We start from the raw sequence: 16,286 nt of genomic DNA, 5'->3' as shown, positions 1-16,286 counted from the left end.
ACGAACCGTCTTCTCAAGACGGTTCGTTTTTGGGTTTCATATTTGTTCTTGTTATGATTAGTGCGGGAGGTAATCAAGCTTTTTACGCAATTTTTTCTCACTGAAAATCCAACCAGTGTACGAACAAATAATATTTAAATCGTAATCAAGCTGGACCACGGCTACAAATGGATAGTAGTCTTTGCTGCGGTAGCGTAAATCAATAAAACGCACTTCAATGTGGTCGTTATATTCGTCCAGTTCCCATCTATAAATAGGTGAAAAGGAAAGAAAAGCAGATAAATTTTCATCTTTTTTCGCTACTTCAATTACGGCCGATTCAGGAATTGGAACTTTATCAAACGTATCATAAATAAAAATTTCTTCTCCGATTGCTCTTCCTACATGAAAGTACTTTTCGGTCGTCACGGCTAAGTGCCAGTGAGTGAAACGCAGCGTAGGAGAGATATTGAGCTTGATAACATCAGGAAACTGTTTTCGAAGCTTCTTGGCGATTTGGTGGCGCATATAAAAGCGCAGTCCATAGTAAAACGCCAATAACACATATAGCGTAATGAATGTTGGTCCTGGCTCTGCTCCAATAAACCAGATTAAAATTGCGAGCACGTGGGCTGAGAAAATCACGTAATCAAACGTGTTGATTACGCCAAGCGCAATCCATTTATTTGTGAAAGGCCGTAAAGCCTGCGTGCCATAAGCGTTAAAGATATCAACAAAAACGTGAATAATGACGCCTGCAAAGGTCCACATCCATAGGTGCAGCAAGTTAGCTCCTGGCAGCAGAAGCGAAAGAATGAGCACGATAAGCAAAGGCCATAAAATAACAGCCGGGATAGAATGTGTAATTCCACGGTGATTGCGGATATACTGTGCATTGTTTCGCAGCTTTAAAACAGTGTCTAAATCAGGTGCTAATGACCCGGCCATTACGCCAATCATCACAGCATCCATTGTGGCTGTATTCGCAGATACAGTGGGGTCTAATGTTGCAAGGCCGCCCAGAGCGATTCCCATTGCAATGTGTGTACCAGTATCCAGAGCGAACTCCTCCTTTGTAAGATGATGACGATCTTAGATTATTCTAATTCAGCATGAGAGCTTGATTTAAAGCAAAAAATCTCATTTTATTATTAACGCAGCAAATCGGCTGTTTTTATTCATTATTTGAACAATTCATTTTACTATTCATATTTGTAGTTGTTATAAGGTTATCATAAAGTTACTAAGATTCAAAAAGCAACACATTGTATATGTATAGTTAATACCTCGGAGGCTATGACGTGAAACAAAGTAAAGATATTGTACAAAATTTTGATATTCAAGCATTTCAAAATGACTTAATCTCTTGGTTTGAGCAGGAACAGCGCATTTTACCTTGGCGTCAAGATCAGGACCCTTATAAGGTGTGGGTATCTGAAATTATGCTTCAACAAACGAGAGTAGATACGGTCATTCCTTATTTTAATAATTTTATTAGCAAATTTCCCACTATCAAAGACTTAGCTTATGCGAATGAAGATGATGTGTTAAAAGCGTGGGAAGGATTAGGCTATTATTCCCGTGCCCGTAATTTGCAAACTGCGGTTCGAGAAGTTCACGAACAATACGGGGGAGAAGTTCCAAATACGCCAGCAGAAATCTCCAAACTAAAAGGAGTGGGTCCTTATACAACAGGGGCCATTTTAAGTATTGCATACGGAGTGCCGCAGCCTGCTGTAGATGGAAATGTCATGCGTGTGCTATCGCGCATTTTATCCGTTTGGGATGATATTGCAAAAACGAAAACAAGAAAGTTGTTTGAAGAAATCGTGCATGAAATTATTTCAACAGATAACCCTTCCTATTTCAATCAAGGTATGATGGAACTTGGTGCCATTGTCTGTACACCAACTTCTCCTTCCTGTTTGTTATGTCCAGTTCGCGAACACTGCCGCGCTTTTGAAGAAGGAGTGCAGAATGAGCTTCCCGTTAAATCAAAGAAAAAAGCGCCGCGTGCTCTTCAGCTTGCTGCAGCGGTGATTAAAGACGGTGAAGGAAATTATCTAATTCATAAGCGTCCAAGCAAAGGACTTTTAGCTAATCTATGGGAATTTCCAAATATAGAAGTAGATCTTAGTATAGCGCCAGATCATCAGCAGCTTCAGGCGTTTATTCAAAATGAGTACGGAGCTGATATTAAAATCCATGCGCCTTTTACCACAATTCAGCACGTGTTTTCTCATATCGTCTGGAACATCACAGTATATGAAGCAGAGCTTGCAAGTGATATCAGTGCATTAAAAAATTTGAAAGTAGTTTCTGAAAAAGACTTAGAACAATATGCATTTCCGGTTTCCCATCAAAAAATCTTAAAAGAATATTTGCTTGTTAAATAAAAGAAGCGTGGATAAACTCCGCGCTTCTTTTTATTTAATCATATGATACGTGCGTGCCGTGTGTATAATCTGCTTCGTGGCGCTGTAACCCGCCTCGTGCTTCAATTTCTTTAATAATTTGCTGATGAATACTTTGTCCTTCAGCATTTAAATACGGCGTCATTTGCTGTAAAGAGTGATGGAAAAACGCAAGCTCGCTGTCTTTCCACTCGCTTTTAGAAATCATTGAAAGAGCCGTCATGTCTCTACCTACATACATTCTATTCACCTCGTTCATTTTATCAAGTTTTATCTATTTTCCCTATATTACTTGTTTCTTATGCGATAAAATCAGTACAATGTAAAGATAATATGATACATAAGGGAGATGACATCATGTCACAAAAGGTAGCACTAGTTACGGGAAGCAGCAGAGGTATTGGTAAAGAGATTGCTTTACGTCTTGCTAAAGAAGGATACGATATTGTATTAAACTATGCACGAAGCAAAAGTGCAGCGCAGGAAGTAGCGGAAGAAATTAAAGCATTAGGCAGAGAAGCATTAGTTGTTAAAGCAAACGTAGGAAAAGTAGAGAAAATTAAAGAAATGTTTGAGCAAATTGATGACGCATTCGGTCGCTTAGACGTATTTGTAAGTAATGCAGCTTCAGGAGTTTTACGTCCTATTATGGAATTAGAAGAAACTCACTGGAATTGGACAATGGACATCAATAGCAAAGGATATTTATTCTGTGCACAAGAAGCGGCTAAACGTATGGAAAAAGTAGGCGGAGGAAAGATTGTTACCATCAGTTCGCTCGGTTCTATTCGCTATTTGGAAAATTATACAACAGTAGGCGTGTCAAAAGCTGCTGTAGAAGCATTGACCCGCTATTTAGCAGTGGAGCTTGCTCCAAAAAATATTGTGGTAAATGCTGTATCTGGAGGTGCTGTGGATACAGAAGCATTAAAGCACTTCCCAAATCGTGATGAACTGTTAGATGATGCGCGCAAACATACTCCAGCTGGTCGTATGGTGGAGCCAAAAGACATGGTAGATGCAGTGATGTTCTTAGTCTCCGATCAAGCAAATATGATTTGCGGTCAAACGCTTATTATTGACGGAGGGCGTTCACTTTTAATGTAAGGTAAATGTATTTTGTGCTTGCGCCTTAAAATACTGAAAAAAGTTTGCATACCCTATTTACCTCCCGGGCATATTAATTTTCGTGGAGGTGATTACAATGGCAAAACAAACTAACAAAACAGCATCTGGTACAAGCACACAACACGTGAAAAACCAAAATGCTCAAGCATCTAAAAACAACTTCGGTACTGAATTTGGTAGCGAAACAAATGTACAAGAAGTGAAGCAACAAAATGCACAAGCAGCGGCAAACAAAAGCCAAAATGCTCAAGCATCTAAAAACAACTTCGGTACTGAATTTGCTAGCGAAACAAGTGCTCAAGAAGTGAGACAACAAAACGCACAAGCTGAAGCAAAGAAAAACCAAAACGCTGGTAAATACCAAGGTTAATATCAAAAGCGAACTTAACGTCTTTCAAACGGCGATGTTAAGTTCGCTTTTTCTTATATAAAAAGCAACAAAGTATGACAAAACTTCTTGAAACTTTACACAACTCGTCAAAGGAATCTGTCTCACCTAAACAGAATGTTAACAGAAGTGCCGCGTGTATGGTTAAAGCAAATAGGGAGGAGCTATCGTATGAAAAAATTTGATCAGCTAGTGACTCAACAATTGGAGACCATGGATCAACTTCTGTTTTTGCAGTCTGAGATTGAGCGCTGTCAGGAAATCGAAGGTGAACTAGTAAAACTTCATGAAGAAGCAAAACTTCATTCTGTGCAAGATGAAATTAGTGAAATGAAGCTAAAATTAAAAGAGATTCAATTGACGTTTGAAGCACAAACCGAAGACATTATTCGTACATATAAAAGTGAAGGGGCTTGCTCTACACTTGCTTAATGAACATTGATGTGTCACTTCCTCTCTTTTTTAAGGCTGCTAAGCAAAGGAAAAGTAGGGGGAGTGACTTTTTTGAACTCAAGAAGGTTAGCACATTTGTGTTAAAATGAGAGAGAAACCGTTATAATAAACATAAGACAAATGGAGACGTTATATGAATTTTTTTAAGTGCTAAAATGAAAGTAGGTATTGGAGATGGGAATTCCGGTGGAAGGAGAAACAATTCAAATACACAGCTACAAGCATAATGGACATATTCATCGCGTGTGGGATCGGACAACCGTATTAAAAGCAACCAATAACTTAGTGATTGGAGGAAATGATCGTACAGTCGTTACAGAATCAGATGGACGAACATGGGTCACAAGAGAGCCGGCAATTTGTTATTTTCATGCTCAGCAGTGGTTTAACGTCATTGGGATGATCCGTGAAGATGGAATTTATTATTACTGCAATATCAGTTCGCCGTTCATTTATGATGACAATGAAGCGCTCAAATATATTGATTATGATTTAGATATTAAAGTCTATCCAGATATGACATACACCCTTCTTGATGAAGATGAATATGAGAAGCATCGAAAAGAAATGAATTATCCAGAAGTGATTGACCGTATTTTACATAATCACGTCGAGGAGTTAAAAGGTTGGATTCGACAGCGAAAAGGCCCGTTTGCTCCAGATTTCATTGACATTTGGTATGAACGTTTTTTAACATATCGGCATTCTTGATGAATGAGCTAGAGAACATTATGTTAGGCCGTCTAAAGCTGACTGTTTGATATAATGTTCTTTTTGGCGTTATGGTCGCCATCTTTTAGAAGAGATAAAAGCACTAAAAAATCGACGCGTGTACATATACTAAGAAAGCTTGCCCTCATAGATAGAAAGGGGAGATTTTATGGGAAGTATAAGACGCTACATGAAGTTTGTACAGCCATACAAATGGCAAATTGTCGGCACTGTCTTAATTGGTATTATTAAATTTGCTATTCCTTTATTAATTCCGCTGCTTTTGAAATATGTTTTGGACGATATCGTAAATGGACATGGCATGTCTTCCTCTGAAAAAGTTCATAAAATGGTGACGATTATGGGGATTTCGTTTGTTATATTTTTAGTGTTAAGACCTCCCATTGAATATTACAGGCAGTATTATGCTCAGTGGGTATCGAGCAAAGTATTATATGATATTCGGGATCAGCTGTTTAGCCATATTCAAAAGCTTAGCTTGCGTTACTATGCAAACACGCGAGCGGGTGAAGTGATTTCACGAGTCATTAATGATGTAGAGCAAACAAAAAACTTTGTTATCACAGGCTTAATGAACGTATGGCTTGATATGATGACGATTGTAATAGCCATTGTGATTATGTTTACGATGAATGTACCTTTAACACTGGTATCGATTATTTTGCTGCCGGTTTATGCGTTCTCTGTAAAATATTTTTACAGTCGTCTGCGCCATTTAACGCGAGTCCGTTCGCAGGCTTTAGCGGAAGTACAGGGTCACTTGCATGAAAGGGTTCAAGGAATCTCTGTTATTCGCAGCTTTGCTATTGAGCCTCATGAGCAGAAACAATTTGATAAGCAAAATTCAAATTTTCTACAAAAAGCAATCAATCATACGAATTGGAATGCCAAAACATTTGCAGTAGTGAACACCATTACCGATTTGGCACCTTTAATCGTGATTACATTTGCTGGATATCAAGTCATCACAGAAAGTCTTAGCGTAGGAACGATGGTAGCATTTGTGGCCTATATTGACCGCTTGTATAATCCGCTTCGCCGCTTGGTCAATTCATCGACTACGCTCACGCAGTCTGTTGCATCTATGGACCGGGTGTTTGAGTTCATTGATGAAGAATACGATATTACAGACAAGAAAGATGCAAAAGAATGTACTGAGCTTCATGGAAAGGTGCAGTTTGAGCACGTTTCATTTGCTTATGAAGAAGAAGAAAAACCTGTGATTCATGATATTAATTTAGATGTAGAAAAAGGAAAATCCGTTGCGTTTGTTGGAATGAGCGGAGGAGGGAAATCCACGCTTATCAGCTTAATTCCGCGCTTTTATGATGTGACAGAGGGGAAAATTCTCATTGATGACATTGATATCAAAACCTATAAAGTACGCAGCCTGCGAGATAAGATTGGAATCGTCCTGCAGGATACGGTGTTGTTTAGTGACACGGTTAAAAACAATATACTGCTTGGAAAGCCAGGAGCGACAGATGAAGAAGTAATTGCTGCGGCAAAAGCCGCAAATGCCCACGATTTTATTATGAATTTGCCCGAAGGATATGATACAAAAGTGGGAGAGCGGGGAATGAAGCTATCAGGGGGACAAAAGCAGCGTATTTCCATTTCGCGCGTATTTTTAAAAAATCCAGCTATTCTTATTTTTGATGAAGCCACTTCAGCTCTAGATTTGGAAAGTGAGCACTATATTCAAGAAGCATTAGCTGAACTAGCAAAAGACCGTACGACTTTCATTGTAGCCCACCGTTTATCTACAATTACTCATGTTGATGAAATTGTACTTTTAGAAAATGGAAGAGTAGTCGAACGAGGTTCTCATGAGGAGTTAATTAAGAAAAAAGGTCATTACTATCAGCTCTTTAACGTTCAGCAGCTTGATACAATTTAAAAACACCACCTATTGTCTAACAATAGGTGGTGTTTTTAATCTTCTTGTCGCTGATGATTAATATCAAATGAGTTATCATCTTTGTGATAGTTTTGGAACGTATCAATCAGCTTATCAAGATGCTCTAACTCTTCACTATACTCAATGATGACGGAAATTAAAGGGAAGATATGATAAATAATCTTATTCTCTTCATCATTATCGTATATTTTGTACTGCATAAATTTATCGATTAAAGCTCGTTTTCCAACGCAGGCTTCGTTTGGTACAGTAGTGGTTGGCTGTACGCGTAATTTCCCAATGAATTTTAATAATACTTGCTCATGATACATTAACAGGCACTCAACTTCAGATTTGATTAAATCTTGAAATTGCTGCGGCATGACTTGAAGGTCATTTTCCACTCGATGAAGTAGTTTCAGGGTTGTAAGAGCGCGTGTTGTAACGGTAATCATTTGACGAAATAAAACGAGCTTGCGTGACTTAACAAAACGTTTTTTGGTTGAATAAGTGCGTTCTTCTTTGTAAAAATCGAAAAGTTGATTCATTTTAGCCACATTGTCTTTCATTTTTTCAATGTCTTCTTTTAACAATGTGTGCTCAGATGCGTGATAAAGATTCATGCGAATCCATTTAATAATTTCTTCCGTTGTGCTTACAATTTTATAATACAGCTTTGTTTCATACTTTGGCGGAATAAAAATAAGATTGACAATAAATGCTGAGAATACCCCAAGTAACACTGTACCAAAGCGTATAAGCGCATATTCAACGAAATTATCTCCTGGATTTTCCATGATTGCAATTACTGTCACAAGCGCAAGCCCAATTGTATTATTAATACGTAATTTTAAGTTGACTGCGATGACAACAACAGCGGTAAAACCAATAATGATGGGGTGGGTACCAAAAATAAGTCCAAAACAAACTGCAGAAGCAGCTCCAATCACATTCGCCTGTATTTGCTCCAATATTGTTAAATAAGATCTGTAAATAGACGGTTGAATTGCAAAAACTGCCGCAATTGCCGCAAATATTGGAGATGGTAAACTTAGAAATTCACCTAATAACAATGAAAGTGTAATGGCAATTCCCGTTTTTAAGATGCGGGCACCAAGTTTCATGTGCGTTCGTAGTTCCTTTCTGTAAAAAAGTTTTTTCGTTATGAAGAATGTTCCCCAAAACAAATGATAAATTGCAAAAATCAATCCTTCTTTATTACATAACCTGTTGGAAATAATATAAACAATAACATACTATACAAGGTTTAAGAATGGATATCAAGAGAAAACAAGCAGAAAAATAAGGGTATTTCTCGGGATTTTTCGACAGGATGACAAAAAGGAGATGACGCGTAAGAAATGGTTATGAAAGGTGGGAATGTTCTATAAGGAAACCCAAAGGCAAGATAAAAAAGCACTCATTTTCAAACGAGTGCTTTAGAGTAAAAATTAGCGTTCTTCACTTAACTGTTTAAATGCTTTTTCTACAGCTTCTAAAGTGTCGGTAATATCTTTTTCTGTATGAGCTGTAGTAAGGAACCATGCTTCATATTTCGAAGGAGCTAAGTTGACGCCTTGGTGGAGCATTAGTTTAAAGAAGCGTGCGAATAATTCGCCGTCTGTATTTTCTGCTTGTTCATAGTTTTTAACCGTTTCTGTTGTAAAGTAGAGAGTAAGAGCGCCTTTTAATCGATTGATCGTAATAGGCATGTTATATGTACGAGCATGTTTTAAAATACCTTCTTCGAGCATCGCCCCTAGCTTATCTAGCTGTTCATAAACACCTTCTTGCTTTAGTACTTCCAGGCAAGCAATCCCAGAAAGAATAGACGCTGGGTTTCCTGCCATTGTACCTGCTTGATAAGCCGGTCCAAGCGGCGCCACTTTTTCCATGATTTCTTTTTTACCGCCGTAGGCTCCGATTGGAAGACCTCCGCCGATGATTTTTCCAAATGCAGTCAGATCAGGTTTTACACCAAGTAAATCTTGAGCTCCGCCGTACATAAAGCGAAATGCTGTAATCACTTCATCATAAATAACAAGTGCTCCAGCTTCGTGAGTTAATTCGTTAACTTGTTCTAAAAAGCCAGGTTCTGGCTCAACAATTCCGAAGTTTCCAACGATTGGTTCTACTAAAACAGCTGCAATTTGATCGCCCCATTTTTCTAATGCTTCCTTGTAAGGCTCAATATCGTTAAAAGGAACTGTGATGACTTCATTAGCGATACTTTTTGGTACACCTGCAGAGTCAGGAGTTCCGAGCGTAGAAGGGCCAGATCCAGCTGCTACCAATACAAGGTCGGAATGGCCGTGATAGCAACCTGCAAATTTAATGATTTTATCGCGTCCAGTATAAGCGCGTGCTACACGGATTGTTGTCATAACTGCTTCTGTTCCAGAGTTGACGAAGCGCACTTTATCTAATGCGGGCATCGCTTCTTTGAGCATTTTAGCAAATGTGACTTCATGAGCAGTTGGCGTACCGTAAAGAACACCAGTTTCAGCTGCTTTTGTAATAGCTTTCGTGATATGAGGATGAGCGTGTCCTGTAATAATAGGGCCGTAAGCTGCTAAATAGTCAATATATTTATTTCCATCGACGTCCCAGAAATAAGCTCCGCTTGCCTTTTCCATTGCAACAGGCGCTCCGCCTCCTACGGCTTTATATGAACGTGAAGGGCTGTTAACGCCGCCTACAATATGTTCGAGCGCTTCAGCGTGTAATTGTTCTGATTTTGTAAATTGCATGTTATGCCTCCTAATGAAAAGTTCAACTTCTTTATTCTATCAAACTTATTTGTTTCTTGAAAAACATTCGAGAACGTGTATGATAGAAATTTGTGAGCTAACTGCTAGAAAATAGTTCCTCATCTCGCAGAGGAGTTGCTAGCAAGGGCGCCGGAAACAATAAAAGAAACCACTAATACGTCGACGTAACGGAGGGAATACAATGAAAAATGCTATTGAGGTGAATCAACTTCGGAAAGAATTTAAAGCCTATTCTAGCCGCTCTGGCCTTAAAGGGGCATTCCGGGACTTATTTACCCGTAATTATAGAGTTATGAAAGCTGTGAACGATATTTCGTTTACCGTAAAACAAGGGGAAATGGTAGGTTATATAGGAGAAAACGGAGCGGGGAAATCGACCACAATCAAAATGCTGACAGGAATCTTAACTCCTACTTCAGGGGAGATTACCGTAAATGGAATGAATCCTCATAAAGAAAGGGAGAAGTTTGCCCAAACGATTGGAGTTGTTTTTGGTCAACGCTCTCAGCTGTGGTGGGATATTGCCGTACAAGAATCTTTTCGCTTGTTAAAAAAAGTATACAAAGTGTCAGATGAAGATTATAACGCTCATATGGAACATGTTATTCAAACGTTAGATATTGGACCGCTGCTAGATAAGCCGGTGCGAAAGCTTTCTCTAGGTCAAAGAATGCGCTGTGAGCTGGCTGCTGCTCTTATTCATAATCCGCCGCTTCTATTTTTAGATGAACCGACGATCGGTTTAGATGTGCTGGTTAAATTAAAAATCCGCCAATTTTTAAAAGAAATTAATGAAAAATATAATACGACGATTTTGCTTACGACACATGATTTAGCAGATATTGAAGCTTTATGTGAACGCGTTGTAATGCTCGATGAAGGCAGTATTATTTATGACGGATCACTGCAAAAGCTGCGTTCGAATTGGGGAGACCTTAAACAAGTCACGTTTGAATTTGGAACCGCGCCAAATAAAGAGCAGTTGAAGCTATTGACGCAAGGGATGCCTGTTAACTGGATTGAAGGTGATCAAAAATATTTGTGGACAGCGCAGCTTCAAAATAAAGGAGACTTACTGTCACAGCTGATTGCTAAAGTGGTGGCAAAGCACGAAATCAGTGATATTAACATTGAAGAAATTTCAACGGAAGAAATCATCCGCAACATTTATGAAGAAGGTGTTGTGAATGGATAAATATATAGAGATGATACGCATTCGCTTTTTAATGATGCTGGCGTATCGGACGAATTATTACAGCGGAATATTGATTTATGCGATTAATATTGGTGCTTACTACTTTTTATGGTCCGCTATTTATGGAGGAAAAGAGAATATTCAAGGGTTATCCATTACCCAAATGACAACGTATGTAGCCGTTTCATGGATGGCAAGAGCCTTTTATTTTAATAACATTGACCGTGAAATGGCAATGGAAATTAAAGATGGCAAGGTGGCAGTAGAGTTAATTAAGCCTTATAGCTACCTTGGTATGAAAACAATGCAAGGACTGGGAGAAGGGATTTTTCGGCTGCTGTTTTTCTCAGTGCCCGGTATGATTATTGTCGCGTTTTTATTTCCAGTACAGTTCTCAGCCAATGCCGCAACATGGCTTTATTTTGGACTGTCTTTAATTTTTAGTTTCATTATTAATACACAAATTAATTTATTAACGGGTATTACTACTTTCTTTCTCTTTAACAATGACGGACTCATTCGAGCGAAGCGCGTTGTTATTGATTTGTTTTCAGGACTTCTTCTGCCCATCAGTTTCTATCCTTTATGGGCGCAACATATTATGAGCTATTTCCCTTTTCAGGCCATTAGTTATATTCCGAGCATGATTTTCACAAATGGATTTAAAGGGCAGGAAGTAATAAATGCTCTTATTACACAAGCAGTTTGGTCAGGGCTTCTATTTATTCCTATTGCGTGTTTGTGGAACATAGCGAAGAAAAAAATGGTTATTCAAGGAGGGTAGTCTATGAAAATGTTTTATTTTTCGATTTTCTTTCAGTACATTAGTCAATATATGAAAACAAGGCTTCAGTATCGCACCGATATGGTAGTTGAAATCATTTCAGACTTATTGTTTCAAACAGTTAATTTGATTTTTATTTTAGTTGTATTTGGACATACTCAGTCGCTGCACGGATGGTCACGAGAGGAAATTATCTTTATTTATGGTTTCTTTTTGGTCCCTTTTGCTATTTTTTCGTCTTTCTTTAACATTTGGGATTTCAACGAGCGCTACATTGTTAAAGGTGAAATGGACCGAATTTTAACGCGGCCGATTCACAGTTTGTTTCAAGTTATTTTAGAGCGGATGGAACTGGAATCATTGTTTGGTGGTATCACAGGGATTGCCGTAATGGCTTATGCTGCGTCTTCTTTACATCTTCATTTCCAGTGGTATGATGTTTTTATTTTTCTATTGTTTATTTTAGGAGGAGCGCTTGTATACGCAGGAATTTTCATCGCCTTAGCAAGCATAGGCTTCTGGTCGGATGCCAGAACCTCTATTATGCCTACTATTTATAATATTGGAAACTACGGAAGGTATCCTGTAGATATTTATAACAATGTCATCCGATATGTTTTAACGTGGATTCTTCCTTTTGCATTTGTAGGCGTATATCCAGCTGCTTATTTCTTAGGAAGGTCAGAATGGTACGGATATGCATTTTTAACCCCGGTGATGGGAATCGTCTTTTTTGTAATCTCTATTTTCTTATGGAATACAGGTGTCAAAAAATACAGAGGAGCAGGCAATTAAATGCCTGCTCTTTTTCGTGGCTTCTGAGTAGTAATGAATGGACAAGGATGCGCGTATAGTGGTAGTAGAGTATAAATTAAAGGAGTAGAATGATGGTTATTTTTCTAATCCTCGTTATCATTGTTTTTGTAATTGGTAGTATGAAGTTTCTTTTTGAAAAAGAACTTGGAGAATTTCATTTTTTCTCAATTGGTCATTTCTTTGTCTTGTTTTATTCATATATCACAGTTTTATTGGGGTTTAGCCTTATTTATACAGTGTGTGAGATGGGAAGTATTCCAGTGTTAAGCGGAGGGTTTGAACATGAAGGTCATTACTTTTATACGCTGTTTAACAGCATGTATTTCAGCGCAGCGACGTTATTTTCAGTAGGATACGGAGATATGTATCCGGTTGGAATTGGGAAATTATTTGCAACTTTTGAAGCGTTTATCGGCTACATTATGCCTGCAATCTTTGTGATGCGAACTGTTACCCGCACTTAAACTTGTCATCTTATCTAATATTGGGTACGCTATTCAAAGAAAATGAAAAGCGTAAAGGAGCAGATAAATATGACAGCTGTAGTTGGAGAAAAAGCACCCGATTTTGTATTAATGTCTACAAATGGAGAGCAAGTATCACTCGCTTCGATGAAAGGAAAAAACGTTGTGCTGTATTTTTATCCGAAAGATATGACGCCAGGCTGTACAACGGAAGCTTGTGATTTCAGAGATCAGCATGAAAATTTTGAAGAGCTAGATGCGGTGATTTTAGGAGTGAGCCCGGATCCAATCGACAAACACCATAAGTTTATTGATAAGCACGGTCTCCCATTCTTGCTTTTAGCTGACGAAGATCACAGCGTAGCTGAAGAATATGGAGTATGGAAACTGAAAAAAAACTTTGGAAAAGAATATATGGGCATTGAACGCTCCACTTTTATCATTGATAAAGAAGGAACGCTCGTAAAAGAGTATCGCAAGGTTCGAGTAAAAGGGCATGTGGAAGAAGCTTTATCATTTATTAAAGAAAAAATGGCATAAAAACAGGCAGATAACTAGAGCAGTTTTAGTCTTTGAACATACAATATCAGTGTAGGGCATACCTCCTCAGATGTTAATATATTTAAAAGTGTGGATTGATTTCCACACTTCTTTTTTTGCATAACATATATGAATAATTTCTACTTATTACATAAAATAGGAATAGGCATCAAGTTGACAAAACGTGGGTAAAACATGTAGACTAATTATAAGAATTATAAAGTAATAATACTTATAGAAGAGGGGTGCATGACGTGTCAAATCATTTACAAGAAGCCCTTGAAACGTTAAAAGGTACTGGCGTTCGTATTACACCACAACGTCATGCTATTTTAGAGTATTTAATCAATTCTATGACACACCCAACAGCAGATGATATTTATAAAGCGCTGGAAGGTAAGTTTCCAAATATGAGTGTAGCAACCGTTTACAATAATTTAAGAGTATTTCGCGAAGTAGGTATTGTAAAGGAACTAACATACGGTGATGCATCAAGCCGGTTTGATTATGTTACAACAGAGCATTACCATGTGATTTGCGAAAGCTGCGGAAAAATTGTGGATTTTCATTATCCTGGTTTAGACGAAGTAGAAAAGCTGGCTGCTCATATTACTGACTTTGATATTAGTCACCACCGAATGGAAATTTACGGAACGTGTCCTGATTGTACGGCTAAAAAAGCGCATTAATAAGCTGATAGTAGTGATACTATCAGCTTTCTTTTTGTTTTTTTCTATTATACTTTTCATCGAATTGTTTTCCTTCAAGAGACCGGTCAAGCGTAAGCGGCTCGTTGCAATACATACACATATCTACGCGCCCTAGCATTTTGGTTTGCTTTTGACATGTAGGGCAGGTTACTTGAACTGCTTTTGTAGAAAGCATGCCAATCCAGAAATAAACGCCGGTACTAGCTACGATGCACAGTAAACCTAAAAGCATAAAAATAGTCATTAGCCAGACTGAAGACCGAAAGAAAATTCCCCCATACATAACAATGAAACCAACAAAGATCAGGCTGAGTGCAAACGTGCGAATCTTGTTAATTTTATTTGAATACTTTATCCCCATCAGTATCCCCCCTGTTACCAATATATCATAGAGTGAGACAGTGAATGGTAATAAAAATTGAATCTTCGGAAAATTATCCGTAGTTTTTGAGCTTTCTGAATGATTTCCATAATTCTGAGTGGGATATCCGTTATACATCGTATATAATAAAAAAAGAAATCTTAGTCCATAGCCTTTAAAATTTTGAAAAATATTTGTCTATTACAGTTAGGAGAGCTCAAAATGGAAGATGTTTTACGGCCAATATATCAAGAAAGAGCTAGCAATAAAGACACACTCGGTATTTTACTGATTGAAAAAAAGAAATCAGAATCTCCAGTGACGGATAATTTGGATGCTATCTTATTTATTGTGACCAAAACCACAGAAACTTCTCTTTTTATTAAACAATACGAATATGAAAATGAGCGTGCTGCACTTTATATGGCTTCTGAACAGCAAATGAGTGAATGGATTATGAATGGGACGAACCGCCGTATTATTGATTGGATCTTAAATGGTAAAGTGCTATTTGATCGAAACGAATATATGGAAAACTTAAAGAAACGCTTAATTGATTTCCCTAGAGAAGATCGGACAAAGAGAATAGGTGTCGAGTTTGCTAAGTTGATTCGCCGATTTAAAGAAGGAAAAGACTTTTATGCGTCTAATCATTATTTAGATGCATTCAATCATGTCATTCATGCTCTTCATCATTTAGCACGACTGTCTGTGTTGGAAAATGGATTTCACCCAGAAGTGACAGTGTGGAACCAAGTGAAAAAAATAGAACCTGAAATTCATCGTCTTTACGAAGAGCTAATTATTAGCCAAGAAGAGGTTAGCAAGCGTTTGGAGCTGCTTTTCTTAGCAAGTGAATTTCTAGTCAATAAAAAAACTGAATTGGGTGCGAAGCATCTTGTTCATATTATGAAAAGTGAAAAGCAGGAATGGACGTTTAATGAACTTGTTCACCATCCCGAAATACGCCCTTATGCTATTGACTTAGGAATACTCCTTGAGTTTTTAATTGAAAAAGATATCATTATGGTAAAAAAAGTAGAAACCAAAGGAAAGAGTTTGTACCATAGACACTATGTGGCGAAATGATAGAGAGAGAAAGGGTATCTGATACGGTATGGTTATGACGTATAGATGCCCTGACACATGATTTTATAGTCTGGATAAAAGGTTTTTCTAAAAAAACACGATTTATTTTAAAAAATCTATTGACGCTTTAAAATATCCGTGGTAAATTTATATACGTCGCTGATGAGCGATACTAAATTTATCAAAAACTTGAAAAAACTTCTTAAAAAAGTTGTTGACAAGAAAGAGATAAACTGGTAAGATTAAAAAGTCGCTTAAGAGCGGCGCTTGAACTTTGAAAACTGAACAAAGCGACAAACGTCAACGTTAATTTTTATTTTTTAAAATGAGCAAGTCAAACATTTCTTCGGAGAGTTTGATCCTGGCTCAGGATGAACGCTGGCGGCGTGCCTAATACATGCAAGTCGAGCGAACTGATTAGAAGCTTGCTTCTATGACGTTAGCGGCGGACGGGTGAGTAACACGTGGGCAACCTGCCTGTAAGACTGGGATAACTTCGGGAAACCGAAGCTAATACCGGATAGGATCTTCTCCTTCATGGGAGATGATTGAAAGATGGTTT

The 16,286-nt window shown here is 37.9% G+C and carries 18 protein-coding genes and 1 rRNA gene; 14 read left to right on the top strand and 5 right to left on the bottom strand.

Annotated elements, in window-relative coordinates; all coding sequences use genetic code 11:
- Window positions 1-57: 57 nt before the first annotated feature.
- Entirely contained in the window at window positions 58-1,038 is a 981-nt protein-coding gene (locus ACH6EI_RS23325) for a metal-dependent hydrolase (RefSeq protein ID WP_074682687.1), read from the bottom strand.
- Window positions 1,039-1,280: 242 nt separating this feature from the next.
- Here ACH6EI_RS23325 and mutY point away from each other — a divergent pair, with 242 nt between their 5' ends.
- Window positions 1,281-2,375, top strand: coding sequence for an A/G-specific adenine glycosylase (gene mutY, locus ACH6EI_RS23320; RefSeq protein ID WP_397378171.1), 1,095 nt, complete (start codon window positions 1,281-1,283; stop codon window positions 2,373-2,375).
- Window positions 2,376-2,409: 34 nt separating this feature from the next.
- Here the strand turns inward: mutY and ACH6EI_RS23315 are convergent, their stop codons facing one another.
- The gene (locus ACH6EI_RS23315) at window positions 2,410-2,634 is read right to left on the bottom strand and encodes a hypothetical protein (protein WP_014461827.1); all 225 of its coding nucleotides are present in this window, start codon (window positions 2,632-2,634) and stop codon (window positions 2,410-2,412) included.
- A 116-nt stretch (window positions 2,635-2,750) separates the two neighbouring features.
- Here ACH6EI_RS23315 and fabL point away from each other — a divergent pair, with 116 nt between their 5' ends.
- The 5 genes from fabL to ACH6EI_RS23290 all read left to right on the top strand — a co-directional run bounded on the left by fabL (window position 2,751) and on the right by ACH6EI_RS23290 (window position 6,994).
- Entirely contained in the window at window positions 2,751-3,500 is a 750-nt protein-coding gene (fabL, locus tag ACH6EI_RS23310) for an enoyl-[acyl-carrier-protein] reductase FabL (protein WP_028412429.1), read from the top strand.
- 97 nt (window positions 3,501-3,597) lie between these two features.
- On the top strand, window positions 3,598-3,891 hold the full coding sequence (locus ACH6EI_RS23305) for a gamma-type small acid-soluble spore protein (protein ID WP_028412428.1): 294 nt from the start codon (window positions 3,598-3,600) through the stop codon (window positions 3,889-3,891).
- A gap of 189 nt (window positions 3,892-4,080) precedes the next feature.
- Window positions 4,081-4,341, top strand: coding sequence for a YgaB family protein (locus ACH6EI_RS23300; RefSeq protein WP_014461824.1), 261 nt, complete (start codon window positions 4,081-4,083; stop codon window positions 4,339-4,341).
- A gap of 195 nt (window positions 4,342-4,536) precedes the next feature.
- Window positions 4,537-5,073, top strand: a complete 537-nt coding sequence (ntdP, locus tag ACH6EI_RS23295; RefSeq protein ID WP_013055163.1) for a nucleoside tri-diphosphate phosphatase — start codon at window positions 4,537-4,539, stop codon at window positions 5,071-5,073.
- A 169-nt stretch (window positions 5,074-5,242) separates the two neighbouring features.
- Window positions 5,243-6,994 carry an ABC transporter ATP-binding protein gene (locus tag ACH6EI_RS23290; RefSeq protein WP_013081549.1) on the top strand — a complete coding sequence of 584 codons (1,752 nt, stop codon included), beginning with the start codon at window positions 5,243-5,245 and terminating at the stop codon, window positions 6,992-6,994.
- Window positions 6,995-7,029: 35 nt separating this feature from the next.
- Here ACH6EI_RS23290 and ACH6EI_RS23285 read toward each other — a convergent pair whose 3' ends face one another.
- Entirely contained in the window at window positions 7,030-8,118 is a 1,089-nt protein-coding gene (locus tag ACH6EI_RS23285; RefSeq protein WP_028412427.1) for an FUSC family protein, read from the bottom strand.
- A gap of 327 nt (window positions 8,119-8,445) precedes the next feature.
- The gene (locus ACH6EI_RS23280; protein ID WP_028412426.1) at window positions 8,446-9,744 is read right to left on the bottom strand and encodes a glutamate-1-semialdehyde 2,1-aminomutase; all 1,299 of its coding nucleotides are present in this window, start codon (window positions 9,742-9,744) and stop codon (window positions 8,446-8,448) included.
- Between the two features lie 202 nt (window positions 9,745-9,946).
- Between ACH6EI_RS23280 and ACH6EI_RS23275 the strand changes: the two genes are divergently transcribed.
- From ACH6EI_RS23275 to perR, 6 genes are all read left to right on the top strand, one after another.
- Window positions 9,947-10,960 (top strand): ABC transporter ATP-binding protein, encoded by a 1,014-nt coding sequence (locus ACH6EI_RS23275; protein ID WP_028412425.1) that lies wholly within the window; start codon window positions 9,947-9,949, stop codon window positions 10,958-10,960.
- Window positions 10,953-11,744, top strand: coding sequence for an ABC transporter permease (locus ACH6EI_RS23270; RefSeq protein WP_013055168.1), 792 nt, complete (start codon window positions 10,953-10,955; stop codon window positions 11,742-11,744). Before ACH6EI_RS23275 ends, ACH6EI_RS23270 begins: the two co-directional genes overlap by 8 nt.
- A 9-nt stretch (window positions 11,745-11,753) precedes the next feature.
- Window positions 11,754-12,539, top strand: coding sequence for an ABC transporter permease (locus ACH6EI_RS23265; RefSeq protein WP_013055169.1), 786 nt, complete (start codon window positions 11,754-11,756; stop codon window positions 12,537-12,539).
- A gap of 92 nt (window positions 12,540-12,631) precedes the next feature.
- Complete coding sequence (locus ACH6EI_RS23260) at window positions 12,632-13,024, top strand: ion channel (RefSeq protein ID WP_013081554.1); 393 nt, start codon at window positions 12,632-12,634, stop codon at window positions 13,022-13,024.
- Window positions 13,025-13,093: 69 nt separating this feature from the next.
- Complete coding sequence (bcp, locus tag ACH6EI_RS23255) at window positions 13,094-13,564, top strand: thioredoxin-dependent thiol peroxidase (RefSeq protein WP_028412424.1); 471 nt, start codon at window positions 13,094-13,096, stop codon at window positions 13,562-13,564.
- Between the two features lie 254 nt (window positions 13,565-13,818).
- A complete protein-coding gene (gene perR, locus ACH6EI_RS23250; protein WP_013055172.1) occupies window positions 13,819-14,253 on the top strand; it encodes a peroxide-responsive transcriptional repressor PerR in 435 nt (144 codons plus the stop codon).
- Window positions 14,254-14,275: 22 nt separating this feature from the next.
- Here the strand turns inward: perR and ACH6EI_RS23245 are convergent, their stop codons facing one another.
- On the bottom strand, window positions 14,276-14,635 hold the full coding sequence (locus tag ACH6EI_RS23245) for a YgzB family protein (protein ID WP_014461817.1): 360 nt from the start codon (window positions 14,633-14,635) through the stop codon (window positions 14,276-14,278).
- A 222-nt stretch (window positions 14,636-14,857) separates the two neighbouring features.
- Between ACH6EI_RS23245 and ACH6EI_RS23240 the strand changes: the two genes are divergently transcribed.
- Together ACH6EI_RS23240 and ACH6EI_RS23235 are read left to right on the top strand one after the other, a co-directional pair.
- Window positions 14,858-15,724 (top strand): nucleotidyltransferase-like protein, encoded by an 867-nt coding sequence (locus tag ACH6EI_RS23240; RefSeq protein ID WP_013055174.1) that lies wholly within the window; start codon window positions 14,858-14,860, stop codon window positions 15,722-15,724.
- A gap of 343 nt (window positions 15,725-16,067) precedes the next feature.
- Window positions 16,068-16,286, top strand: a 16S ribosomal RNA gene (locus ACH6EI_RS23235); the annotation flags it as partial.

The sequence above is a fragment of the Priestia sp. JSM ZJ58 genome, from assembly GCF_044383985.1.
GTDB lineage: Bacteria > Bacillota > Bacilli > Bacillales > Bacillaceae_H > Priestia > Priestia zanthoxyli.
The sequence above is the reverse complement of the archived record's forward strand: the minus strand, read 5'-3'. Positions and strand labels throughout refer to the sequence as shown.

Bases quoted from the DNA above. Each gene is read 5' to 3' on its own strand.
- ACH6EI_RS23315 (WP_014461827.1), bottom strand. From the start codon at position 2,634: ATGTATGTAGGTAGAGACATGACGGCTCTTTCAATGATTTCTAAAAGC.
- fabL (WP_028412429.1), top strand. From the start codon at position 2,751: ATGTCACAAAAGGTAGCACTAGTTACGGGAAGCAGCAGAGGTATTGGT.
- ACH6EI_RS23305 (WP_028412428.1), top strand. From the start codon at position 3,598: ATGGCAAAACAAACTAACAAAACAGCATCTGGTACAAGCACACAACAC.
- ACH6EI_RS23300 (WP_014461824.1), top strand. From the start codon at position 4,081: ATGAAAAAATTTGATCAGCTAGTGACTCAACAATTGGAGACCATGGAT.
- ntdP (WP_013055163.1), top strand. From the start codon at position 4,537: ATGGGAATTCCGGTGGAAGGAGAAACAATTCAAATACACAGCTACAAG.
- ACH6EI_RS23290 (WP_013081549.1), top strand. From the start codon at position 5,243: ATGGGAAGTATAAGACGCTACATGAAGTTTGTACAGCCATACAAATGG.
- ACH6EI_RS23285 (WP_028412427.1), bottom strand. From the start codon at position 8,118: ATGAAACTTGGTGCCCGCATCTTAAAAACGGGAATTGCCATTACACTT.
- ACH6EI_RS23280 (WP_028412426.1), bottom strand. From the start codon at position 9,744: ATGCAATTTACAAAATCAGAACAATTACACGCTGAAGCGCTCGAACAT.
- ACH6EI_RS23275 (WP_028412425.1), top strand. From the start codon at position 9,947: ATGAAAAATGCTATTGAGGTGAATCAACTTCGGAAAGAATTTAAAGCC.
- ACH6EI_RS23270 (WP_013055168.1), top strand. From the start codon at position 10,953: ATGGATAAATATATAGAGATGATACGCATTCGCTTTTTAATGATGCTG.
- ACH6EI_RS23265 (WP_013055169.1), top strand. From the start codon at position 11,754: ATGTTTTATTTTTCGATTTTCTTTCAGTACATTAGTCAATATATGAAA.
- ACH6EI_RS23260 (WP_013081554.1), top strand. From the start codon at position 12,632: ATGGTTATTTTTCTAATCCTCGTTATCATTGTTTTTGTAATTGGTAGT.
- bcp (WP_028412424.1), top strand. From the start codon at position 13,094: ATGACAGCTGTAGTTGGAGAAAAAGCACCCGATTTTGTATTAATGTCT.
- ACH6EI_RS23245 (WP_014461817.1), bottom strand. From the start codon at position 14,635: ATGGGGATAAAGTATTCAAATAAAATTAACAAGATTCGCACGTTTGCA.
- ACH6EI_RS23240 (WP_013055174.1), top strand. From the start codon at position 14,858: ATGGAAGATGTTTTACGGCCAATATATCAAGAAAGAGCTAGCAATAAA.